This window comes from Azotobacter vinelandii CA (assembly GCF_000380335.1).
GTDB classification, from domain to species: domain Bacteria; phylum Pseudomonadota; class Gammaproteobacteria; order Pseudomonadales; family Pseudomonadaceae; genus Azotobacter; species Azotobacter vinelandii.
Genome location: NC_021149.1, coordinates 230,153 through 249,433, shown reverse-complemented (window position 1 = coordinate 249,433; position 19,281 = coordinate 230,153). Strand labels below are relative to the sequence as shown.

Below are 19,281 nucleotides of genomic sequence, written 5' to 3'. Positions count from 1 at the left end.
TCATCGGCGCGGAGACGGCCGGAACGCCGTCTCCGCGCGCGAAGGAGCCATTTCATGAGCAATTGCGAACTGACCGTGCTGAAGCCGGCAGAAGTCAAGCTGAGCCCGCGTGACCGCGAGGGCATCATCAACCCGATGTACGACTGCCAGCCGGCCGGCGCCCAGTACGCCGGCATCGGCATCAAGGACTGCATCCCGCTGGTCCACGGCGGCCAGGGCTGCACGATGTTCGTCCGCCTGCTGTTCGCCCAGCACTTCAAGGAAAACTTCGACGTCGCCTCCACCTCGCTGCACGAGGAGTCGGCGGTGTTCGGCGGCGCCAAGCGCGTCGAGGAAGGCGTGCTGGTCCTCGCCCGCCGCTACCCGAACCTGCGCGTCATCCCGATCATCACCACCTGCTCCACCGAAGTCATCGGCGACGACATCGAGGGCAGCATCCGGGTCTGCAACCGGGCACTCGAAGCCGAATTCCCGGATCGCAAGATCTACCTGGCGCCGGTACACACCCCGAGCTTCAAGGGCAGCCACGTCACCGGCTACGCCGAGTGCGTGAAGTCGGTGTTCAAGACCATCACCGACGCGCACGGCAAGGGCCAGCCGAGCGGCAAGCTCAACGTGTTCCCGGGCTGGGTCAACCCCGGCGACGTGGTGCTGCTCAAGCGCTACTTCAAGGAAATGGACGTCGAAGCCAACATCTACATGGACACCGAGGACTTCGACTCGCCGATGCTGCCGAACAAGAGCATCGAGACCCACGGCCGCACCACCGTCGAGGACATCGCCGACAGCGCCAACGCCCTGGCCACCCTGTCCCTGGCCCGCTACGAGGGCAACACCACCGGCGAGTTGCTGCAGAAGACCTTCGCGGTGCCGAATGCCCTGGTCAACACCCCCTACGGCATCAAGAACACCGACGACATGCTGCGCAAGATCGCCGAAGTCACCGGCAAGGAGATCCCCGAGTCGCTGGTCCGCGAGCGCGGCATCGCCCTCGACGCCCTGGCCGACCTGGCGCACATGTTCTTCGCCAACAAGAAAGTGGCGATCTTCGGCCACCCGGACCTGGTGCTCGGCCTGGCCCAGTTCTGCATGGAAGTCGAGCTGGAACCCGTACTGCTGCTGATCGGCGACGACCAGGGCAACAAGTACAAGAAGGACCCGCGCATCGAGGAGCTGAAGAACACCGCGCACTTCGACATCGAGATCGTCCACAACGCCGACCTCTGGGAACTGGAGAAGCGCATCAACGCCGGCCTCCAGCTCGACCTGATCATGGGTCACTCGAAGGGCCGCTACGTCGCCATCGAGGCCAACATCCCGATGGTCCGCGTCGGCTTCCCGACCTTCGACCGCGCCGGTCTCTACCGCAAGCCCTCGATCGGCTACCAGGGCGCCATGGAACTGGGCGAGATGATCGCCAACGCCATGTTCGCCCACATGGAATACACCCGTAACAAGGAGTGGATCCTCAATACGTGGTGAGTTGAGGTGCCGGAGCGGTTTCCACGCACTCCGGCTGTCGAGCCGACCGAGATGACGGCATGCACGGATCTCCCCTCGCCCATGCATGGGCGAGGGAGTTGCGAGCCGTCACGCCCGAGGTCGTTCCGACGGCAGGCCGATGCACCGGAAAACCGCTCCCGCCCCCGGCGGCTCCCGGCTCCGGCCGGGGCCTCCGCCCCGTATTCCAGATCCGGCCGCCATGCCGCATTCCCGGGAGTGATGCCATGAAACAGCGACAGGAAATGGTCGCCCACTACCGCGCCTGCTTCGGCGAGCTGTGCGCCCGACCGGAACACCGTCCTATCGAACCCTACACCCGCCCCCGGCGCCTGAGCTTCGCGGAGCCGGAAAGCGCGACCGCCCGTCAGGTGCCGGCGCGCCTGGTACTGGCCCTGACCAGTGCCTACGCCCTGCTCGCCGACTGGCAGGAATCCCGCGACCCGTCGCTGGCCGACCTGGGCAGTTGGCAACGCTACCTCGCCCTGCCCCGCCGCACCCCGGCGGAAAAGCTGATGGCCGAGATCTTCCGCATCCTGCGCGTGTTCCGCGCCGCGGCGATCCAGCAGAACGGCGCCATCGAAATCCGCGACGACGGCCTGATCCGCGCCAGTTGCACCTACAACCGCTGCGCGCTGAGCCTGCTGATCACCCAGGCCGGCCTCGAACTGCTCACCGCCTGCGTCGCCTGCTACCTCGAATCCTTCGACCAGCCCTACAGCGATGCCTACGAGGAACTGCTGCTCGGCCAGTACTACGCCGACATCGTCGCCGAGATCCGCTCCTTCGCCGACGACGACCGGGTGCTGTTCCAGTTCCGCCAGAAAGCCTGGTTCAACCGCCATGTCCGCCTGGACTGCGACAACCCGCGCCTGCAGCTCGAAGAGGACAGCCACTACCGCATCGATCTGGGCAAGTACGGCGAGAACGCCGCCCGCCATCCGATCGACTTCTACATCAGCCTCGACGACCGCCTCTACATAGTGCCGGTCGAGGCCCTGAAGGCCGGGCGCATCGCCGTCGCCGAGCTGCCCCGCTGGCTGGCGCGCACCGACGGCGGAACCAGGTTGCCGGACGCCTTCCGCCTGCGCTTCGCCCACGAAAAGAACGTCGTCGGCCTGCCGATGACCTGAATCCCGCGCGCCGGGCCGCGCCCGGCGCCCAGCCTGAGCCCACCCGACGCGAGGAAACGGACATGAACGAGATCGGCCATCTGAAGATCGCCATCACCAGCAACGACCTGTTGCAGGTCGACGCCAATTTCGCCACCGCCAAGCAGATCGTCATCTACGACGTCACCTACGACGAGGCCAGTTTCCTCGACGTCATCCAGTTCAAGGGCGGCGGCAAGAGCGGCGGCGAGGGCAAGCGCGGCCCCGGCGGCGGCGCCGGCTGCTCCATGGGCGACCCGACCGGCGGCGCCTCGGTCGACCAGGTCCAGCTGCGCGTCGACGCCATGCAAGGCTGTGCCGTGCTCTTCACCCTCGCCCTCAGCGACTTCGCCGCGGTCAAGGTGAAGAACGCCGGGGTTTTCCCGGTGAAGATGCAGCACAGCCGCGAGATCGACGAAGTGGTCGCGCACCTGCAGCGGATGATGGGCAGCAACCCGCCGCTGTGGCTGCGCAAGGCGCTGGGCTATGGCGTGCGCAACGCCGATTACCTGATCGAGCGCGAGGCATGACGGGCAGCTACCAACTGCCCCTCGATCCCCCCCTCGCGCTCGGCACGAGCGCGAGGCGCAGCGCGCCGGCGGCGGCCGAAGACGGCTCGCCGGTGCTGCTGCGGCTCGACCGCGTGTCGATCGAGCGCGGCGGCAAGCCCATCCTCGACGGCATCGACCTCGAGATCCGGCGTGGCAGCATCACCGCCATCGTCGGCCCCTCGGGCATCGGCAAGAGCAGCCTGCTGGCCACGCTCAACGGCCTGCTGCGCCCCGCATCCGGCACCCTGAGCGTGGACGGCATCGGTCCCCTGCGGACCCCGGCCAGCCTGCTCGCCCACCGCCGCGGCAGCGCCACGGTATTCCAGGAGCATGCGCTGATCGCCCGCCTGTCGGCGCTGGACAACGTATTGCTCGGCCTCGCCGACCGCCGCCACCCGCTGTCGCCATTGCCCTGGCCACGGGCGATGCGCGAGGAGGCCCTTGCCGCCCTCGCCGAGGTCGGCCTGCTCGGCAAGGCCCTCGACCCGGTCGCCCGGCTCAGCGGTGGCGAGCGCCAGCGCGTCGGCATCGCCCGCGCCCTGGTGCGCAAGCCGCGACTGCTGCTGGCCGACGAGCCCTTCGCCTCGGTCGACCCGGCCCTCGCCGAACGCCTGGCCGCTGAATTCCTCCGTCTGGTGCGCGAGCACGCGCTGACCCTGGTCATCGTCCTGCACCAGCTCGACCTGGCCCGCCGGCTGGCCGAACGCATCGTCGGCCTGGGCGATGGCCGCGTCGTCTTCGACGGTAGTCCCGAGCGTTTCGACGCCGCGGCCCAGGAACGCCTGTTCCCTTTGCATTCCGCCCCGGAATCCACCCCTCCCTAGCGAAAGGAAAAGCTCCATGACCCGACTGTTCAAGCGTCTGCGCCCGTTGCTCGCCGTACTGTTCCTGCCGGTCGCCCTCGCTGCCCACGCCGACGATTCGGCCATGCCGAAGAAGCTCACCGTCGGCCTGTTGCCCGGTGAATCCGCCCCCACCGTGATGCGCCTCAACGAACCGCTGCGCGCGCATCTGGAAAAGACCCTCGGCATCCCCGTCGAACTGACCGTCGGCGCCAACTACGCGGCGACCAGCGAAGCGCTGCGTTTCGGTCGCATCGATATCGCTTATCTGGGGCCGATCACCTACATCCTGCAAAGCCGCAAGGTCCAGCTCGAACCCTTCGCCCGACCGACCCACGCCCAGGTCGGCCCGACCTTCCAGGCGGTGCTGATCGTCCCGGCCGACAGCCCGGCGCGCAGCCTCGAGGACCTGCGCGGCAAGGAAGTCGCCTTCGGCGACCCGGCCTCCACCTCGGGCACCTGGGTGCCGCGCTACATGCTGGCCGAAGCCGGCCTGGTCTCCGGGCGCGACTACACCCTACGCGTGCTCGGCGCCCACGACGCGGTCGCCCTCGCCGTCGCCAGCAAGAAGGTCGCCGCCGGCGGCCTGTCCAAGCCGATCTACGAACGCCTATTGAAGGAAGGCAAGATCAAGGCGGAAAGCGTGCGCATCCTCGAAGACTCCCCGGCGATCCCCGAATACATGTGGACGTTCCGCTCCGGGCTGGCTCCCGAGGTGAAGGAAAAGATCCGCAGGGCCTTCATCAGCACCAGCGACCCGGCCGCGCTGGGCGTGTTCCGCGCCGAAGCCTTCATCCCCTGCGTCGACTCGGACGTGGATCGCGTGCGCAACTGGATCTCGGTCATCGAGAAGGACCACCCGGAAGACGCCGTGGTGAACGCGAAATGAACATCCCCGCCCAGCAGCAAGCGGTACTGCGCATCGCCGCCCGGCGCGCCTGGCTGTCCTGCCTGCTGCTGGCCGCCTGCCTCGGCGCCATCCTGCTGGCCGCCCGCTGGGCCGGCGCGCTGGATGCCGAGCGCTACCGGGAAATGCTGCCGACGCTCTGGACGCTCGGCCTCGATGCCTGGCCGCCGGATTTCCAGCGCCTGTCGAGCTGGGGCAAGCCGCTCATGGATACCCTGTCCATGAGCGTCGCCGGCACCGCCGGCGGCATCCTGGCCGCCCTGCCGCTCGGCGCCCTGGCCGCGCGCAACCTGGCCCCGGCACCGGTGCGCCAGTCGGTGATGCTGCTGCTCAACAGCATCCGTTCGATCCCCAGCCTGCTGTGGGGCATCCTGTTCGTCGCCGCGGTGGGTTTCGGCCCGCTGCCCGGCGTGCTGGCGCTGGCCTGCCACTCCACCGGCATGCTCGGCAAGTTCTTCGCCGAAATCTTCGAACACGTCGACCGCGCCCCGGTGGACGCGCTGCGCAGCCAGGGCGTCCCGGTGCTCGGCGTGCTGCGCTTCGGCGTGCTGCCGCAGGTGCTGCCACGGCTGGTCGACGTCGCCCTCTACCGCTGGGAACACAACATCCGCGCCGCCACCACCCTGGGCGCGATCGGCGCCGGCGGCCTGGGGCTGGAGATCATCACCGCCTTCCACCTTTTCGAATACCGCGAGGCCCTGGCCCTGATCGCCGTCCTGCTGGTCCTGGTCAGCCTCGTCAACCTGCTCGGCGCGCAGATCCGCAGCCGTTTCCTCGACCACACCACCGCTTCTTAAGGAGGCATTCCCGATGAGTGTCGAATCCGCCAAGGCCTATATCAACCGCATGCGTACCGACGAAGCCTTCCGTCACACGGTCAACGAAGGCTCGGAGGACGAAGCGGCGAGCTGGGCGCTGCTCAAGGAGCATGGCTACGAATTCAGCATGACCGAATTCCGCCAGGCCCAGGACGAGATCTACGCCGAGAACGGCATCACTCCCCTCTGAGTTCCACACCCTTGCGACTGTGGCTTTACGCCGACCGGACTCCCTGCCGGTCGGCGTTTTTTTCATGCGACGGCGCCGGGCGCTACCGAAACGGATCGCCCCCGGGGAGGAGGGGAAGCCTCATGCCGCGCCCTTGAGGATCGCGTACAGCCGATCCTTCAGGTTCAATTTTTCCTTCTTCAGGTTTTCGATTTCCGCCGGCGTGCCCGGCTCGATGTGGGCCTCCATGTTCTTGATGCGCTGGTCCAGCGCATTGTGCGCATCGAACAGACCCGCGAAATGCGCATCCTCGGTCTTCAGGCGGGTGATCAGATCGCGGTACTCGGGAAACATGGGGAACTCCTGGGTTGACGATTGTCGAGGTGACACGGCAGATAGCGCGGCCGGCACCGTCCGGCCCGGACGCCGCAGTACCAGGGAGCCCCTGGCACAGCCTCATCCTGACAGCCGACGGGCCGGCCACCCTTGACCGGTGTCAGAGCCTCCGGCGGAAGCGGCCGGACCATCGCGCCACATCCCATCCGCGCCCGGGCGCTTATGCTGATGAAAGGCTCCGGCACGGACTCGCCGCCGTGAGGAGCGCTCCCGGCATCCACCGACAGGAACCCCCATGGCCCGTTTCATCGTCATCGAATCCCTCGACGGCGTCGGCAAGACGACCCTGACCCGCAACCTGGCCGCCGCGCTCGGCGGGATCGCCATGAGCATGCCCGGCCCGGCGATAAAACCGCTGCGCGAGCCGATCCAGGCCGCGCTGGGCGACGCCAGGATCGCCCATGCCCTGTTCTACCTCGCCGTCGCCGCCGCCGAGGGCACCAGGGCGCGGGCCGCGACGGACGCCGGCCGGAGCGTGGTGATGGACCGCTTCCTGGCCTCCACCATCGCCTACGCGCGGGCGCGTGGCGTCGACGCCGACTTCGACGCCCTGCTCCCGGCCCTGCCGCGCCCGGACGTATCTGTGCTGCTCACCCTGGACGAGGACGAACGCATCCGCCGCCTGGGCGCACGCGGAGAGATGAGCCTCGCCGATATCCAGAGCCTGGACCCGACGTTCCGCGGCGTGGTCATGGCCGAACTCGGGGGGCGCTGCGATCTGCAGGTGGATGTGACGGGGGCAGACGAGGAAGAGGCGGTAAGGCGGGTGATCGGGGCGATTGGCTGCTTGCCAGCGGCCCAGTAGGAGCAGATTTATCTGCGACTGGCGGCAATGGCGGAAGCATCGCGAATGAATTCGCTCCTAACCGAAACCCTTATTCCATCGGCTTCCCGAACGGAAAACTGCAAGACCTTGCAAGGGATGGAAATGAACACTCCCGATACTCACTGGCAATGGCGGCTGAACAATTTCCGCAAGGCCCTGCTGCAACTCGACGAAGCCATGGAGCTGATGAGCCGGCGACCCCTGTCGAAACTGGAAAGACAGGGAGCGTTTCACGTGTTCGAATGCAGTTACGAACTGGCCTGGAATACGCTGAAAGATTTCCTCGTCTGGCAGGGTATCGAAGGAATCGTCGGCTCGCGCGACACCATACGAGAGGCATTCAGCGCTGGCCTGATCGCCGACGGACAGGGCTGGATGCGGATGCTGACCGACCGCGGCCGCACCTTGCACACCTGCAACGAAGAAACCGCCGAAGCGATTCTGCTCGATATCCGGCAACAGCATCACCCGCTGCTCGAGGCTCTGGAGCGCATGCTCTCCAGCCGAACGGAGCCGAGCGCATGACGCCCGAGGAAATCGGCCTTCCAGCGCAGGCCGTCGAGTCCATCCGCCAGGTGTTCAGCCGCTTTCCGGGCATCGAGCAGGCCGTGCTCTACGGCTCCCGTGCCAAGGGCAATTTCCGCGCCGGCTCGGATATCGACATGACCCTCAAGGGCGACCTGAACTATCGGGACTTGCTGAATATCGAGCTGGCGCTGGACGATCTGCTGCTGCCCTGGAAGATCGACCTGTCGCTGTATGCGCAGATCGACAATCCGGCGCTGGTCGAGCATATCGGGCGAGTGGGGAAGGCTTTATATGTGAAGGGCTGAAATCATTCCTCCGCCGTGTGCCCGTCGCAATTTCTCTACCGACCCGGCTCCACTCCCCGATACCTCCTCGCCGCCCCCCTCGGCATCCGCGCCGCCGCATAGAAGCGCCGCTTCACCGCCTCCGAAGTCGCCGCGTAGAGCAGGGTGATCAGCCCGATCATGGCCAGCAGCGCGGGCGGCAGGGGGACGAGGTCGAACCAGGCGCCGGCCGGGGTGTAGGGCAGCAGCAGGGTGAGCAGCATCACCGCCAGGGTGCTCGAGAGCAGCAGACGGCCGGGGCGGCTGCGGTAGAAGGGTTTGTAGGTGCGCACCACGAAGACGATCGCCAGTTCGGTGAGCAGCGATTCGACGAACCAGCCGGTGCGGAACAGCTCGGGCCGCTCGCCGACGAAGTAGAACAGCGTGCCGAAGGTCAGCAGGTCGAAGGCCGAGCTGACCAGGCCGAACACCACCATGAAGTTGCGCACTTCGCGGAGGTTCCAGTGGTGCGGTGTGCGTTCCCATTCGCGGTCGACGTTGTCGCCGGCGATGCCCATGGCCGGGATGTCGGAGAGGAAGTTGTTGAGCAGGATCTGCTTGGCCAGCAGCGGCAGGAAGGGCAAAAACAGCGAGGCCAGGGCCATGCTGATCATGTTGCCGAAGTTGGCGCTGGTGGTGATGAAGATGTATTTGAGGGTGTTGGCGAAAGTGTGACGGCCCTCGTCGATGCCCTGGCGCAGCAGGTCCAGGTCGTGGCGCAGGAGGACGAAGTCGGCCGCCTCCTTGGCCACGTCCACCGCCTGCTCCACCGAGACGCCGACGTCCGCCGCGTGCAGCGCCGGCGCGTCGTTGATGCCGTCGCCGAGAAAGCCGACCACGTGGCCGGTCTTCTGCAGGGCGAGGATGATCCGCTCCTTCTGGTTGGGGTCGACCTCGGCGAACAGCGCCACCTGCGGCGCCAGGTTGAGCAGTTCCTCGTCGCGCATCCGCAGCATCTCGCCGCCGGTGATCACCCGCCCGGCCGGGATGCCGACCGCCTCGGCGACATGGCGGGTCACCAGACGGTTGTCGCCGCTGATGATCTTCACCGCCACGCCGAGCCGGTCGAGATCCCGCAGGGTGTCGCGCACGCCGGGTTCGGGCGGGTCGAAGAACAGCAGGAAGCCGACGAAGGCCAGTTCGTTCTCGTCGCTTTCGGTGTAGCGCGCCTGGCGCGGCACCGGCCGGCTGGCCAGGCCGAGCACCCGGTAGCCCTGGGCGCTCCACTGCGCGTAGCGCTCGCGGAGCGCGGCCAGCGCCGCTTCGTCCAGGGGCGCCGCCTCGGCCTCGCCGATCCGCGTGCAGCGCTCCAGCACCTTGTCCAGCGCGCCCTTGACGATCATCAGCGCCTCGCCGTCCGCGCCCTCGACGACCACCGCGAGGCGCTTGCGCACGAAGTCGTAGGGGATCTCGTCGAGCTTGCCGAAGGCGCCGAGGTCGAGGCCTCGCTCCCGCACCCCGGCGACCAGCGCGGCGTCCAGGGCGTTGGCCAGCCCGGTCTGCAGGCTGGCATTGAGGCCGGCCAGCAGCAGGCAGCGCTCCGAGGGCTGGCCGTCGGGGTCTAGGGCGCCGTCGAGCTGCACCACGCCGCGGGTCAGGGTGCCGGTCTTGTCGGTACACAGCACGTCCATGGCGCCGAGGTTCTCGATGGCGTTCGGCCGGCGCACTATCACCCCGCGCCGGGCCATGCGCTGCGCGCCCCGGGCCAGGGTGATGCCGAGGATCGCCGGCAGCAGTTCGGGGGACAGGCCGACCGCCAGGGCGATGGCGAACATCAGGGTTTCCACCGTGGGCCGTTCGAGCAGGATGTTGGCCGCCAGCACGCCGACCACCATCAGCAGCATCACCTTGAGCAGCAGGGCGCCGAAGTGGCGCAGGCCGCGCTCGAACTCGGTTTCCGGCGGGCGCAGGCTCAGGCTGCGGGCGATCCGCCCGTACTCGCTGTCGGCGCCGGTACGCACCGCCAGCAGGGTCGCCGTGCCGCTGCGCAGCGAGCTGCCCATGAACAGGCAGTTGTCGCGCTCGGCGAGGCTCGCGCCGGGCTCGGCCAAGCCCGGACGCTTCTCCACCGGGAAGGTCTCGCCGGTCAGCAGGCCCTGGCCGACGAAGCAATCGCGCGCCGCCAGCACCAGCCCGTCGGCGGGGATCAGGCTGCCGGCGGACAGTTCGATCACATCGCCCGGCACCACCTCACCGGCTGGAATCTCGACCGGCGCGCCGTCGCGGTGCACCCGGGCGGTGATCGCCACGCGCCGGCGCAGCCGCTCCAGGGCGCTGGAGGCGCGGTATTCCTGGCCGGCGCCGAGCAGCGCGCCGATCAGCACGATCGCCAGCACGATGGCCGCATCCAGCCAGTCGTGGACCACCAGCGAGACGATGCTGGCGAAGATCAGGATCAGCACCAGCGGACTGCGCAACTGTTCGAGGAAGATCCGCGCCAAACCACGGGGACGGGCCCGCTCCGGCGTCTCGCCGGCACCGGTGCGAGCCGCCGCGGCGGCGCCGGAAAGTCCTTCGGCGGCGCAGTCCAGAGCGGCGAAGGCCTGCGCCGGCGTCCAGCTCCACCAGGGCTCGCCGGGCGCCACCGGTTGCCGCGCCCGCGGCGTGCGCAGCGCGCTCCGAGCGATCAGCAGACCGGGCAGCATCGGCAGCCAGAAGCTCAGCCCCCGGAACAGCAGGGTCGCCGACAGCGCCGCCGGCAGGGGCACCCCGGCCCAGCCCAGGGTGGTCACCGCGGCGGCCTCGAAGACACCGAGACCGCCCGGCGTGATACCCAGGCTGCGCAACACGCTGGCCAGCATGAAACCGGCGAACACGCCGCTCCAGGACGCCTCCGTGCCCAGCGAGCGGAGCAGCGCCCAGAGCGTGCCGGCATCGAGCAGGACGATGCCCAGGTCAAGGGCCACGGTCAGCGCCAGCAGGCGCGGATTGCGCGTCAGCCGGGTATCGGCCTGGCCGAGCAGAGCCAGACCGCGCTCGACCCGGGCGAAGCCGGCGAGGCGCCGCAGCCGGCCCGGCAGGCCGCGCCCGGCCAGCAGCGCCACGCCCAGCCCGGCGACCAGGCTGCCGAAGACGAACAGGCCGCCGGCCAGGATCAGCAGCGGCGTGGCATGTCCCTCGACGACCACGATGGCGAGCGCCACGGCCAGCGCCAGCACGTAGGCGAGCAGGTAGGAGGACAGGCTGACCACCAGGCAGGCCATCGCCACCGGATGCGGAACGGCCAGGCGCTGGAAGGCCGCGGTGACCGCCAGGGTCCCGCTGACCCCGTAGGTCGGCAGCGCCTGGTCGACGAACAGCTTCATCAACCCCAACCGGCAGGCGTCGAGCAGCGGCAGGCGAACCTGGCCGGCCCGCGCCACGCGGCGATAGAGCTGGCCTTGAGCCAGATAGGTCAGTGCCTGCAGCGCCAGGGCCAGGACGAACCAGCCGGGCTCGGCCCGCTCGATCAGGCGGGCGAACGCTTCGGCCTCGGCGCGATGCAGGACCACCGCCACCAGCGCCGCCAGAGCGGCCGCCCCGATTAGCCAGGATGTCCACAACAGACGCCGGGCGCCGCCGTCGAAAACGCCGGCGGACGAATCCATGTCGTTGGAAGCGCTCATCTTTCCCCCGTATCGGCGCAGGCCGGCATGCCTCTACAGCGTAGCCAGTACGGTAGTCGCCGGGGCGAGGCGCGCTGTCGCGCTCCGGCCGCACGGACGGCTCGCGGCGATCTTTTTTCGCGGTCGGCCAGCGGAGGCCGACCGACGCGATCCGCACGGCAGCCGGTCCGAACGTGCGAACATCTGCATTCATCTTGATGAATCGTTTTACCTACCGATAACTCCCGAGAAAAACCTTAAAACGACAGGTGTCTTGTCAAACGAAAATCCCCCTACTAAGGTAGCGACACCCCGACACGGGGACCCTTGCCGGGGCAGAGCGGCCCACTCGTTCCGGGCCGGCTTCGGCAAACGACAAGAACAACAAGACGGCGACGACGCGCCCGGGCCCACGGCCCAGAGACAGCGTTATCTCCGAAACAAGGTGTCCCATGCTTGCAGTCATCCAACCGCCCGCGCCCGCAGGCGATATCCCTGCCCCTCGCTCCCCGGATCCTCTTCGCCCCCATGCCGGCGCAGGCGGCGACGCGCCTTCCGGCGCTTTCATGCGCCCTGCCCGGCTGCAGCGTTCGGCAGGCATCCGTTCCCGATGCCGACGGCCCTGAATACAGCACGCACTACGTCAAGAAACACGCTCTGCCTACCAATAATCCCAAGAACAGGAAGCCCGTATGTTTCGTCGCAAGTTCCTCGCCACCAGCCTCGCGACCGCCGTCGCCCTGTCCCTGACCTCCTTCCACGGCAACGCCCTGGCGGCCAGCCCCAAGACCGCCGCAGGCGACCAGGACTGGGCCCGCCACTCGGTGATCTACCAGATCTATCCGCGCTCCTTCGCCGACGGCGATGGCGACGGCATGGGCGATCTGTCCGGCGTCGTCTCGCGGCTGGACTATCTGGACAGGCTGGGCGTGGACGCGCTGTGGCTGTCGCCCTTCTACAAATCGCCCCAGGCCGATGCCGGCTACGACGTGGCCGACTACCGCGTCGTCGACCCGATGTTCGGCAGCAACGCGGACTTCGAGCGTCTGCTCGAGGAAGCCCACGCCCGCGGCATGAAGGTGATCGTCGACCTGGTGCCCAACCACACCTCCGACGAGCACGCCTGGTTCCAGGCGGCGTTGCAGTCGCCGCCCGGCAGCCCCGAGCGCGCCCGCTACATCTTCCGCGACGGCCGGGGCGAGAACGGCGAGCTGCCGCCGAACAACTGGCCGAGCGTGTTCGGCAAGGCCGCCTGGGACCGGGTGCCGGGCGAGAAGCAGTGGTACCTGCACCTGTTCGACAGCAAGCAGCCGGACCTGAACTGGGACAACCCGCAGGTGCGCGCCGAGTTCGAGCAGGTGCTGCGCTACTGGCTGGACCGCGGCGTGGACGGCTTCCGCGTCGACGTGGCGCACGGACTGGTCAAGGAAACGGGCCTGCCCGACCTGCCGGTCGAGGAAGGCCGCGAGAACGCCGGCGCGCTGGTCGGCCCGATGTGGGACCAGGACGGCGTGCACGAGATCTACCGCGCCTGGCGCAGGGTCCTCGACGACTACCCCGGCAAGCGCATCATGGTGGCCGAGGCCTGGGTCACCCCGCGCGAACGGCTGACCCACTACGTGCGTCCCGACGAGATGCATCAGGCGTTCAATTTCGACTACCTGATGACTACATGGGATGCGGGCGCCTTCAAGGAAGTCATCGACAGCTCGATGGCCCTGACCGCCACGGTGGGAGCGCCGACCACCTGGGTGACCTCCAACCACGACACCGTGCGCGCGCCGTCGCGCTACGGCCTGAAGGAGCTGGGCAAGCATGCCCTGCCCGGCAATGGCATCGGCCCGGCCACCGCACAGCCGGACGAGGCGCTGGGCCTGCGCCGGGCCCGCGCCCTGGCCATGCTGACCCTGGCCCTGCCCGGCTCGACCTACATCTACCAGGGCGAGGAGCTGGGCCTGCCCGAGCACACCACTATGGACGGCCGGTACCGCCAGGACCCGATGTTCCTGCGCACCAAGGGCGAGGAAGTCGGCCGCGACGGCTGCCGCGTGCCGCTGCCCTGGAAAGCGGAGGTGCCGGCCTTCGGCTTCGGCCCCAGCGACAAGACCTGGTTGCCGCAGCCGGCCTCCTACGCGCGCTACGCCGTGGACCGTCAGGAAGGCGCCGACGATTCCACACTGAACCTGTACCGCAAGATCCTGGAACTGCGCCAGGAGCTGGCGCTGGGCAGCGGCCGGCTGCAGTGGGCCGACGCCGGCCAGGACACGCTGGCCTTCGACAACGGCGACCTGCGCGTGCTGATCAACATGGGCGAGCAGACCACGACGCTGCCGGCCGGCAGCCAGGTGCTGCTGTCCAGCGAGCCGCTGGCCGCGCCGGACCGGTTGCCGGCCAACGCCGCGGTCTGGCTGAAGCGGACCTGATCGCTATCCGGGGCGGCCTCGCGGTCGCCCCACGACAAGAAAAGAAGGATCATCATGCACAAACTTTCCTGCCTCATCGGCCTCGCCGCCATCGTCGGCGCCACCCCTGCCCTGGCCCGGGACTACGTCCTGCTCGACACCGACAAGCCGGCGCAGAACTGGAGAATCGACAGCCAGCAACTGGGCATCCAGACCGACAAGCCGTTCTCGGTCAGTCTGCGCACCCTGCACGGCGGGCGCCAGGAGGGCGTCAGCCTGATCGACATCGACACCGGCGCCATGACCATCACCGTGGTGCCGACCCGCGGCATGAACGTGCTGCGCGCGATGGCCGGCGACATCCGCCTGGGCTGGGACTCGCCGGTCAAGGAGGTGGTCAACCCGGCGTTCATCGAGCAGAACGGCCGTGGCGGTCTCGGCTGGCTGGAGGGTTTCAACGAACTGGTCACCCGCTGCGGCTACGAGTGGGTCGGCCACCCCGGCACGGACAACGGCGAACTGCTCACCCTGCACGGCCGGGCGGCGAACATCCCGGCCAGCAAGGTGGTCCTCAGCATCGACGAGCAGCCGCCGTACGCCATACGCCTCAGGGGCGAGCTGAAAGAGCAGGCGTTCAAGAAGGTCGACTTCGCCATCGCCACCGAGCTGAGCACCACGCCGGGGGCCACGGGCTTCGTCATCGACGACACCCTGAGCAACGACGGCGACTACCCCAAGGAATACCAGGCGCTCTACCACAACAACTTCGGCACCCCGCTGCTGGAGCAGGGCGCGCGCTTCGTCGCCCCGGTCAAGCAGGTCTCGCCGTTCAACGAGAAGGCCCGCGGCGACCTCGCCGACTGGCAGACCTACCGCGGCCCGACCAAGGACTACGACGAAACCGTCTACAACCTGGTGCCCTACGGCGACGACAAGGGCGACACCCTGGCCGTGCTGCACAACCAGGCCGGCGACCGCGGCGTGCGGGTCGACTACAACGTCCGGCAACTGCCGGTGTTCTCCCTGTGGAAGAACACCGACACCGCCGGGCAGGGTTACGTCACCGGCCTCGAGCCGGGCACCAGCTTCTCCTACAACCGCCGCTTCCAGCGCCCGCTCGGCCTGGTGCCGAGCATCGGGCCCAAGGAGCAACGCCGGTTCCGGGTCGGCTTCGCCCTGCTCGCCGACAAGGCGGCGGTGGAGCGGGCCGTGCAACGGGTCGAAGAGGTCCAGGCGGGCCGGCCGACCGAGGTGCGCGAGGCGCCGCTGGTCGATCTGACCAAGCAGCAGTAAGTCCTTCCGGGACGCCCTCGGGCGTCCCCTCCCGTCAGGCGCCGGCGCCTCCCTCCAGCAGCGCGCGCTCCAGATCCTCGGTCGCCGCGACGACGGTCCGGAAGTTCTGCTGCGCCTCCTCGTCGCGCGGATTGGTCCGCTCGATCCAGGCGCGCGCATGGGTCAGGGCGTGGCGGGCTTCTTCCTCGGCCTTGCCCAGCAGGGTGGCGCTGCCCAGCTTGCGCGCGCCGATCAGGCGGCGGGTGGCGTTGACGATGCCGCGTGACTTCATGGCGTGTTCCTCGTGCGGATGGATGCGCCGGGGACGATGCCAGCGGCGTGCCAGAACCCCGCGGCAGCCGCCGGCCGGGCCGCGTCCGGTCCCGGATGCCGATGGCACGGCGCCGAGGGTTCGCTCCGGTACGTCTGCCGCGATGAAATGTTCGGCAAAGAACATTTCGCTTTTGTTTCCGCCACGCGCCGGGCGCCCGTGGCACCGGCCCGACGCGGTCTCGGGCGCTGACGGGCCGGCTGGCCCGAATCTCGCTTAAAACCGATTCATCGGCTGGAAAACCCGCATCGCGACTTTCCAGCCCTCCGCACATCGCTACGGAGCCGAATCCCCGCCCGAAGCTGGAGCGAAGCGAAATCCGAACAGCCGCCGGAAGGAGGTCAGCGTGACGACACCACAGCACATCACCGCCGACACCGCCTATCACGCGTTGCCGACGCCCGACGCCCTGGGCGGACTGGACCTGCTCGGGCGCATGCCGATTCCGCTGCGCCGGGCGTTCAAGGCCGGCATCGACCAGACCCTGGCGGCGCAGCGCGCGGCCGGCGGCGAGTCCCTGAACTGCTGTTGCCTGGGCGGCGGCGAGTGGTACAGCCCGTTCGACACCCTGGCGACCGAGCGCGATCCGGCCCGCCTGCCGGGCATGCTGGTCTCGACCATCTACCAGGACATCCTGTCGCCCGGCCTGCTCACCCACTACGCCCCCGGTCCCGACGCCCGTCCCCTGCCCGCACTGCATCCGGCCTGCGCGGCCGCCGGTCTCGCCGACCCGCAGGGCGTCTTCCGGGTGTTCTCGGTGATCCCCTTCGTCTGGCTGGTCGACAAACGCCGGCTCAAGGGCCGCCAGCCACCGCGGGTGTGGAGCGATCTGCTCGACCCGCAATGGGCCGGGGAGATCGTCTTCGGCGGCTGGCGGCCGAATCCGCAGGTGCCCTACCAGGACTACAACGCCTATCTGCTGCTGATGCTGTACCTGGAATTCGGTCAGGCCGGGCTGGAGGCCTTCGCCGGCAACGTGCGCCACCTGCAGCACAACGTGCGCACCGCGACCCAGGCCGGCTCGAACAGCCAGGACGTCGGCGCCATCGCCGTGCTGCCCTGGCTGCAGGCCGAACTCTGCCCGCGCCGCGAGCGCACCGCGGTGCTCTGGCCGGAGGACGGCGCACTGGCCATGCCGATCGGCTATCTGCTCAAGCCCGGCCAGGAGCGGCGCCTCGCCCCGCTGGTCGACTACCTGCACGGCGCGCGGCTCGGCGCCGTGCTCGCCCGCAACTGCTATCCGCCGACCGGCCTGGCGACGGCGGGCGCCTTCCCGCCGGGAGCGCGGCTGAAGTGGCCGGGCTGGGAGTTCTTCCGCCGTCACGACTTCGACGCTGAACAGCGCCGCGCCGTCGAACTGTTCTTCGCCGCCGGCCACGCCCAGAGGGGACTGCACCTATGCAACTGATCACCGTGGCCGGCTCGCCGTCGGTCGGCAAGACCTCGGTCATCCTCCAGGTCGCCAAGCTGCTCAGGGAGGAAGGCCTCGCCGTCGGCGTGGCCAAGTTCGACGCCCTGTCCAGCGACGACGGGCACCTCTACGCCAGGCACGGCATCCCGGTGGCGGTCGGCCTGGCCGGCGCCCTGTGCCCGGACCACTACTTCGTCTCCAATGTCACCGACTGCCAGGCCTGGGGCCGGCGCCAGGGCCTCGACGTGCTGATCGGCGAGAGCGCCGGACTGTGCAACCGCTGCTCGCCGCACATCGAAGGCGTGCTGGCGATCTGCGTGGTCGACGCCCTGGCCGGGGTGCACACGCCGAAGAAGATCGGCCCGATGCTGCGCCTGGCCGACCTGGTGGCGATCACCAAGGGCGACATCATTTCCCAGGTCGAGCGCGAGGTGTTCGCCTTCCACGTGCGCCTGGCCAATCCCGGCGCGCCGGCGCTGTTCTGCAACGGTCTCACCGGCCAGGGCGCCGCCGATCTGGTTCGCCACATCCGCGCCGCCGCACCGACGCCGGATCTGGACGGCAGCCGCCTGCGCTTCTCGATGCCGGCGGCGGTCTGCCCCTACTGCGTCGGCGAGACCGCCATCGGCGAGACACATCAGCGTGGCAACGTGAAGAAGATGCGCTTCGCCGACCTGGAGGACTCCCGATGAGCCTCGCCGAGCTGCCCTTCGCCCTGCTGCCGGAACGCCACCCGGTGGCCGCCGAGTTCATCGTCGCCCTCGCCCTGCCCCCCGCCGCGCCCGGCGCCAGCGTCGGCCAGTGGCTGGCCGGGCTGCCCGACGAGGCGCTGTTCGACGCCGGCATGCAGCGCGAGCAGTTACTCGATCACTTGGAACGGCTGGTCGCCGAGGTGCGCGCCCTGGCCGAGGCCACCGATGAGCGGATCGACAGCCTCACGCTGCTCGGCGGGCGCGACAAGCAGGGGCACGCCGAGAACCGGGAACTGGTCTTCCACGCCGGCGAGATCGTCTGCATCGTCGGTCCGACCGGCTCGGGCAAGAGCCGCCTGCTCGCCGACATCGAATGCCTGGCCCAGGGCGACACGCCGACCGGACGCCGGGTGCTGGTCAACGGCGCCGAGCCGCCCGCGGAACGGCGCTACGCGCCGGACCGCAAGCTGGTCGCACAGCTCTCGCAGAACATGAATTTCGTCGTCGACCTGAGCGTGCGCGAGCTGATCGAAATGCACGCCCGCTGCCGGATGGTCGCCGACCCGGAAGGCATGGCGCTCACCGTGATCGCCTGCGCCAACGCCCTGACCGGCGAGAAGTTCGCCGCCGACACCTCCGTCACCCAGCTTTCCGGCGGCCAGACGCGCGCCCTGATGATCGCCGATGCGGCGCTGCTGTCGGCCTCGCCGGTGGTGCTGATCGACGAGATCGAGAACGCCGGGGTCGACCGCAAGCGTGCGCTGGACCTGCTGGTCGGCGGCGCCAAGATCGTGCTGATTTCCACCCACGACCCGCTGCTCGCGCTACGCGGCGCGCGGCGGCTGGTGATCCGCAACGGCGGCATCGCCGAGGTGCTCGACACCAGCGCGGCCGAGCGGCGCAACCTGGAGCGCATCGAGCGCCTGGACGCTACCCTGATGGGCATCCGCGAACGACTGCGCGCCGGCCTGCGCATCGAGGAGACACTGACATGGGCGGAATGATCCCGACTCCCGCGCCGGATTCGGCCCTGGACCTGCTGCTCAACCGCCGCTCCTGCCACAGCGTGCGCGCGCCGGGGCCGGACGACGCGGAGCTGGCGCTGATCCTGCGTGCCGCCCTGCGCGTGCCGGACTTCCAGCGCCTGCGCCCGTACCGCTTCCTCGCCGCCCGCGACGAGGGCCTGGACCGCCTGGGCCAGGCCATGCAGCGCGCCGCCGTCGCCGCCGGGCGGAGCGAGGCGGAAATCGCTCGCACCCCGCGCATGCCGCATCGCGCGCCGCTGGTGATCACCGTGGTGGCCAGCCCGCGGCCGAGCAAGGTGGTACCGCTGTTCGACCAGCAACTGTGCGCCGCCAGCACCGTGCTGGCCATGCAACTGGCCGCCCGTGCCCTCGGCTACGGTGGCCTGTGGCGCTCGGGCTGGCTGATGTACGACCGTGGCTTCCACCGCGAACTGGGACTGGGCGAAAACGAGCAGATCGTCGGCTTCCTGTATCTGGGAACGCCGCAACACGCCGAGGAGACAACGAATGAGGCTGTGCCAGACCCCTACGACTTCCTCCGCTGGATCTAAGC

At 69.0% G+C, this 19,281-nt stretch carries 19 protein-coding genes; 16 read left to right on the top strand and 3 right to left on the bottom strand.

Annotated features, from left to right (window positions below; all coding sequences use genetic code 11):
• Nucleotides 1–54: 54 nt before the first annotated feature.
• From vnfK to AVCA_RS01210, 7 genes are all read left to right on the top strand, one after another.
• Nucleotides 55–1,482, top strand: coding sequence for a V-containing nitrogenase subunit beta (gene vnfK / locus AVCA_RS01240; RefSeq protein WP_012698948.1), 1,428 nt, complete (start codon nt 55–57; stop codon nt 1,480–1,482).
• Nucleotides 1,483–1,727: 245 nt separating this feature from the next.
• A complete protein-coding gene (locus AVCA_RS01235) occupies nt 1,728–2,633 on the top strand; it encodes a hypothetical protein (protein WP_012698947.1) in 906 nt (301 codons plus the stop codon).
• A 62-nt stretch (nt 2,634–2,695) separates the two neighbouring features.
• Nucleotides 2,696–3,181, top strand: coding sequence for a NifB/NifX family molybdenum-iron cluster-binding protein (locus AVCA_RS01230; RefSeq protein WP_012698946.1), 486 nt, complete (start codon nt 2,696–2,698; stop codon nt 3,179–3,181).
• Nucleotides 3,178–4,026, top strand: coding sequence for a phosphonate ABC transporter ATP-binding protein (locus AVCA_RS01225; RefSeq protein WP_231876173.1), 849 nt, complete (start codon nt 3,178–3,180; stop codon nt 4,024–4,026). Before AVCA_RS01230 ends, AVCA_RS01225 begins: the two co-directional genes overlap by 4 nt.
• A gap of 16 nt (nt 4,027–4,042) precedes the next feature.
• Complete coding sequence (gene phnD, locus AVCA_RS01220) at nt 4,043–4,933, top strand: phosphate/phosphite/phosphonate ABC transporter substrate-binding protein (protein ID WP_012698944.1); 891 nt, start codon at nt 4,043–4,045, stop codon at nt 4,931–4,933.
• Nucleotides 4,930–5,748 (top strand): phosphonate ABC transporter, permease protein PhnE, encoded by an 819-nt coding sequence (gene phnE, locus AVCA_RS01215; protein ID WP_012698943.1) that lies wholly within the window; start codon nt 4,930–4,932, stop codon nt 5,746–5,748. The genes phnD and phnE overlap by 4 nt, the downstream gene beginning before the upstream one ends.
• A gap of 13 nt (nt 5,749–5,761) precedes the next feature.
• Nucleotides 5,762–5,959: a Nif11-like leader peptide family natural product precursor gene (locus tag AVCA_RS01210; protein ID WP_012698942.1), complete on the top strand. Its 198-nt coding sequence runs from the start codon at nt 5,762–5,764 to the stop codon at nt 5,957–5,959.
• Between the two features lie 120 nt (nt 5,960–6,079).
• On the opposite strand, the gene AVCA_RS01205 is transcribed toward AVCA_RS01210, so the two are convergent.
• On the bottom strand, nt 6,080–6,292 hold the full coding sequence (locus AVCA_RS01205; RefSeq protein ID WP_012698941.1) for a YdcH family protein: 213 nt from the start codon (nt 6,290–6,292) through the stop codon (nt 6,080–6,082).
• A gap of 277 nt (nt 6,293–6,569) precedes the next feature.
• Between AVCA_RS01205 and AVCA_RS01200 the strand changes: the two genes are divergently transcribed.
• Genes AVCA_RS01200 through AVCA_RS01190 form a run of 3 tightly spaced genes read left to right on the top strand, consistent with a single transcriptional unit; the run spans nt 6,570 to nt 7,993 of the window.
• Complete coding sequence (locus tag AVCA_RS01200) at nt 6,570–7,139, top strand: nucleoside/nucleotide kinase family protein (RefSeq protein WP_012698940.1); 570 nt, start codon at nt 6,570–6,572, stop codon at nt 7,137–7,139.
• A 45-nt stretch (nt 7,140–7,184) separates the two neighbouring features.
• Nucleotides 7,185–7,685, top strand: a complete 501-nt coding sequence (locus AVCA_RS01195) for a nucleotidyltransferase substrate binding protein (RefSeq protein ID WP_236616329.1) — start codon at nt 7,185–7,187, stop codon at nt 7,683–7,685.
• Nucleotides 7,682–7,993 (top strand): nucleotidyltransferase domain-containing protein, encoded by a 312-nt coding sequence (locus tag AVCA_RS01190; protein WP_012698938.1) that lies wholly within the window; start codon nt 7,682–7,684, stop codon nt 7,991–7,993. Before AVCA_RS01195 ends, AVCA_RS01190 begins: the two co-directional genes overlap by 4 nt.
• Before the next feature lie 35 nt (nt 7,994–8,028).
• Here the strand turns inward: AVCA_RS01190 and mgtA are convergent, their stop codons facing one another.
• A complete protein-coding gene (mgtA, locus tag AVCA_RS01185; protein WP_012698937.1) occupies nt 8,029–11,616 on the bottom strand; it encodes a magnesium-translocating P-type ATPase in 3,588 nt (1,195 codons plus the stop codon).
• Nucleotides 11,617–12,287: 671 nt separating this feature from the next.
• On the opposite strand from mgtA, the gene AVCA_RS01180 reads away from it, so the two are divergent.
• Both AVCA_RS01180 and AVCA_RS01175 read left to right on the top strand, forming a co-directional pair.
• Nucleotides 12,288–14,018, top strand: a complete 1,731-nt coding sequence (locus AVCA_RS01180) for a glycoside hydrolase family 13 protein (protein ID WP_012698936.1) — start codon at nt 12,288–12,290, stop codon at nt 14,016–14,018.
• 54 nt (nt 14,019–14,072) lie between these two features.
• Nucleotides 14,073–15,290 (top strand): aldose 1-epimerase family protein, encoded by a 1,218-nt coding sequence (locus AVCA_RS01175; RefSeq protein ID WP_012698935.1) that lies wholly within the window; start codon nt 14,073–14,075, stop codon nt 15,288–15,290.
• 34 nt (nt 15,291–15,324) lie between these two features.
• Here the strand turns inward: AVCA_RS01175 and AVCA_RS01170 are convergent, their stop codons facing one another.
• Nucleotides 15,325–15,561 (bottom strand): hypothetical protein, encoded by a 237-nt coding sequence (locus AVCA_RS01170; RefSeq protein ID WP_012698934.1) that lies wholly within the window; start codon nt 15,559–15,561, stop codon nt 15,325–15,327.
• A 385-nt stretch (nt 15,562–15,946) separates the two neighbouring features.
• On the opposite strand from AVCA_RS01170, the gene AVCA_RS01165 reads away from it, so the two are divergent.
• Genes AVCA_RS01165 through AVCA_RS01150 form a run of 4 tightly spaced genes read left to right on the top strand, consistent with a single transcriptional unit; the run spans nt 15,947 to nt 19,279 of the window.
• Complete coding sequence (locus AVCA_RS01165) at nt 15,947–17,008, top strand: ABC transporter substrate-binding protein (RefSeq protein ID WP_012698932.1); 1,062 nt, start codon at nt 15,947–15,949, stop codon at nt 17,006–17,008.
• Nucleotides 16,999–17,703: a GTP-binding protein gene (locus AVCA_RS01160; RefSeq protein WP_012698931.1), complete on the top strand. Its 705-nt coding sequence runs from the start codon at nt 16,999–17,001 to the stop codon at nt 17,701–17,703. Before AVCA_RS01165 ends, AVCA_RS01160 begins: the two co-directional genes overlap by 10 nt.
• Complete coding sequence (locus AVCA_RS01155) at nt 17,700–18,707, top strand: ATP-binding cassette domain-containing protein (RefSeq protein ID WP_012698930.1); 1,008 nt, start codon at nt 17,700–17,702, stop codon at nt 18,705–18,707. Before AVCA_RS01160 ends, AVCA_RS01155 begins: the two co-directional genes overlap by 4 nt.
• On the top strand, nt 18,695–19,279 hold the full coding sequence (locus AVCA_RS01150; RefSeq protein ID WP_231876171.1) for a nitroreductase family protein: 585 nt from the start codon (nt 18,695–18,697) through the stop codon (nt 19,277–19,279). Before AVCA_RS01155 ends, AVCA_RS01150 begins: the two co-directional genes overlap by 13 nt.
• Nucleotides 19,280–19,281: the final 2 nt, after the last annotated feature.

What these genes read in the sequence shown, in the direction of transcription:
- vnfK (WP_012698948.1), top strand. Translation starts at nt 55, where the DNA reads ATGAGCAATTGCGAACTGACCGTGCTGAAGCCGGCAGAAGTCAAGCTG.
- AVCA_RS01235 (WP_012698947.1), top strand. Translation starts at nt 1,728, where the DNA reads ATGAAACAGCGACAGGAAATGGTCGCCCACTACCGCGCCTGCTTCGGC.
- AVCA_RS01230 (WP_012698946.1), top strand. Translation starts at nt 2,696, where the DNA reads ATGAACGAGATCGGCCATCTGAAGATCGCCATCACCAGCAACGACCTG.
- AVCA_RS01225 (WP_231876173.1), top strand. Translation starts at nt 3,178, where the DNA reads ATGACGGGCAGCTACCAACTGCCCCTCGATCCCCCCCTCGCGCTCGGC.
- phnD (WP_012698944.1), top strand. Translation starts at nt 4,043, where the DNA reads ATGACCCGACTGTTCAAGCGTCTGCGCCCGTTGCTCGCCGTACTGTTC.
- phnE (WP_012698943.1), top strand. Translation starts at nt 4,930, where the DNA reads ATGAACATCCCCGCCCAGCAGCAAGCGGTACTGCGCATCGCCGCCCGG.
- AVCA_RS01210 (WP_012698942.1), top strand. Translation starts at nt 5,762, where the DNA reads ATGAGTGTCGAATCCGCCAAGGCCTATATCAACCGCATGCGTACCGAC.
- AVCA_RS01205 (WP_012698941.1), bottom strand. Translation starts at nt 6,292, where the DNA reads ATGTTTCCCGAGTACCGCGATCTGATCACCCGCCTGAAGACCGAGGAT.
- AVCA_RS01200 (WP_012698940.1), top strand. Translation starts at nt 6,570, where the DNA reads ATGGCCCGTTTCATCGTCATCGAATCCCTCGACGGCGTCGGCAAGACG.
- AVCA_RS01195 (WP_236616329.1), top strand. Translation starts at nt 7,185, where the DNA reads ATGAATTCGCTCCTAACCGAAACCCTTATTCCATCGGCTTCCCGAACG.
- AVCA_RS01190 (WP_012698938.1), top strand. Translation starts at nt 7,682, where the DNA reads ATGACGCCCGAGGAAATCGGCCTTCCAGCGCAGGCCGTCGAGTCCATC.
- mgtA (WP_012698937.1), bottom strand. Translation starts at nt 11,616, where the DNA reads ATGAGCGCTTCCAACGACATGGATTCGTCCGCCGGCGTTTTCGACGGC.
- AVCA_RS01180 (WP_012698936.1), top strand. Translation starts at nt 12,288, where the DNA reads ATGTTTCGTCGCAAGTTCCTCGCCACCAGCCTCGCGACCGCCGTCGCC.
- AVCA_RS01175 (WP_012698935.1), top strand. Translation starts at nt 14,073, where the DNA reads ATGCACAAACTTTCCTGCCTCATCGGCCTCGCCGCCATCGTCGGCGCC.
- AVCA_RS01170 (WP_012698934.1), bottom strand. Translation starts at nt 15,561, where the DNA reads ATGAAGTCACGCGGCATCGTCAACGCCACCCGCCGCCTGATCGGCGCG.
- AVCA_RS01160 (WP_012698931.1), top strand. Translation starts at nt 16,999, where the DNA reads ATGCAACTGATCACCGTGGCCGGCTCGCCGTCGGTCGGCAAGACCTCG.
- AVCA_RS01155 (WP_012698930.1), top strand. Translation starts at nt 17,700, where the DNA reads ATGAGCCTCGCCGAGCTGCCCTTCGCCCTGCTGCCGGAACGCCACCCG.
- AVCA_RS01150 (WP_231876171.1), top strand. Translation starts at nt 18,695, where the DNA reads ATGGGCGGAATGATCCCGACTCCCGCGCCGGATTCGGCCCTGGACCTG.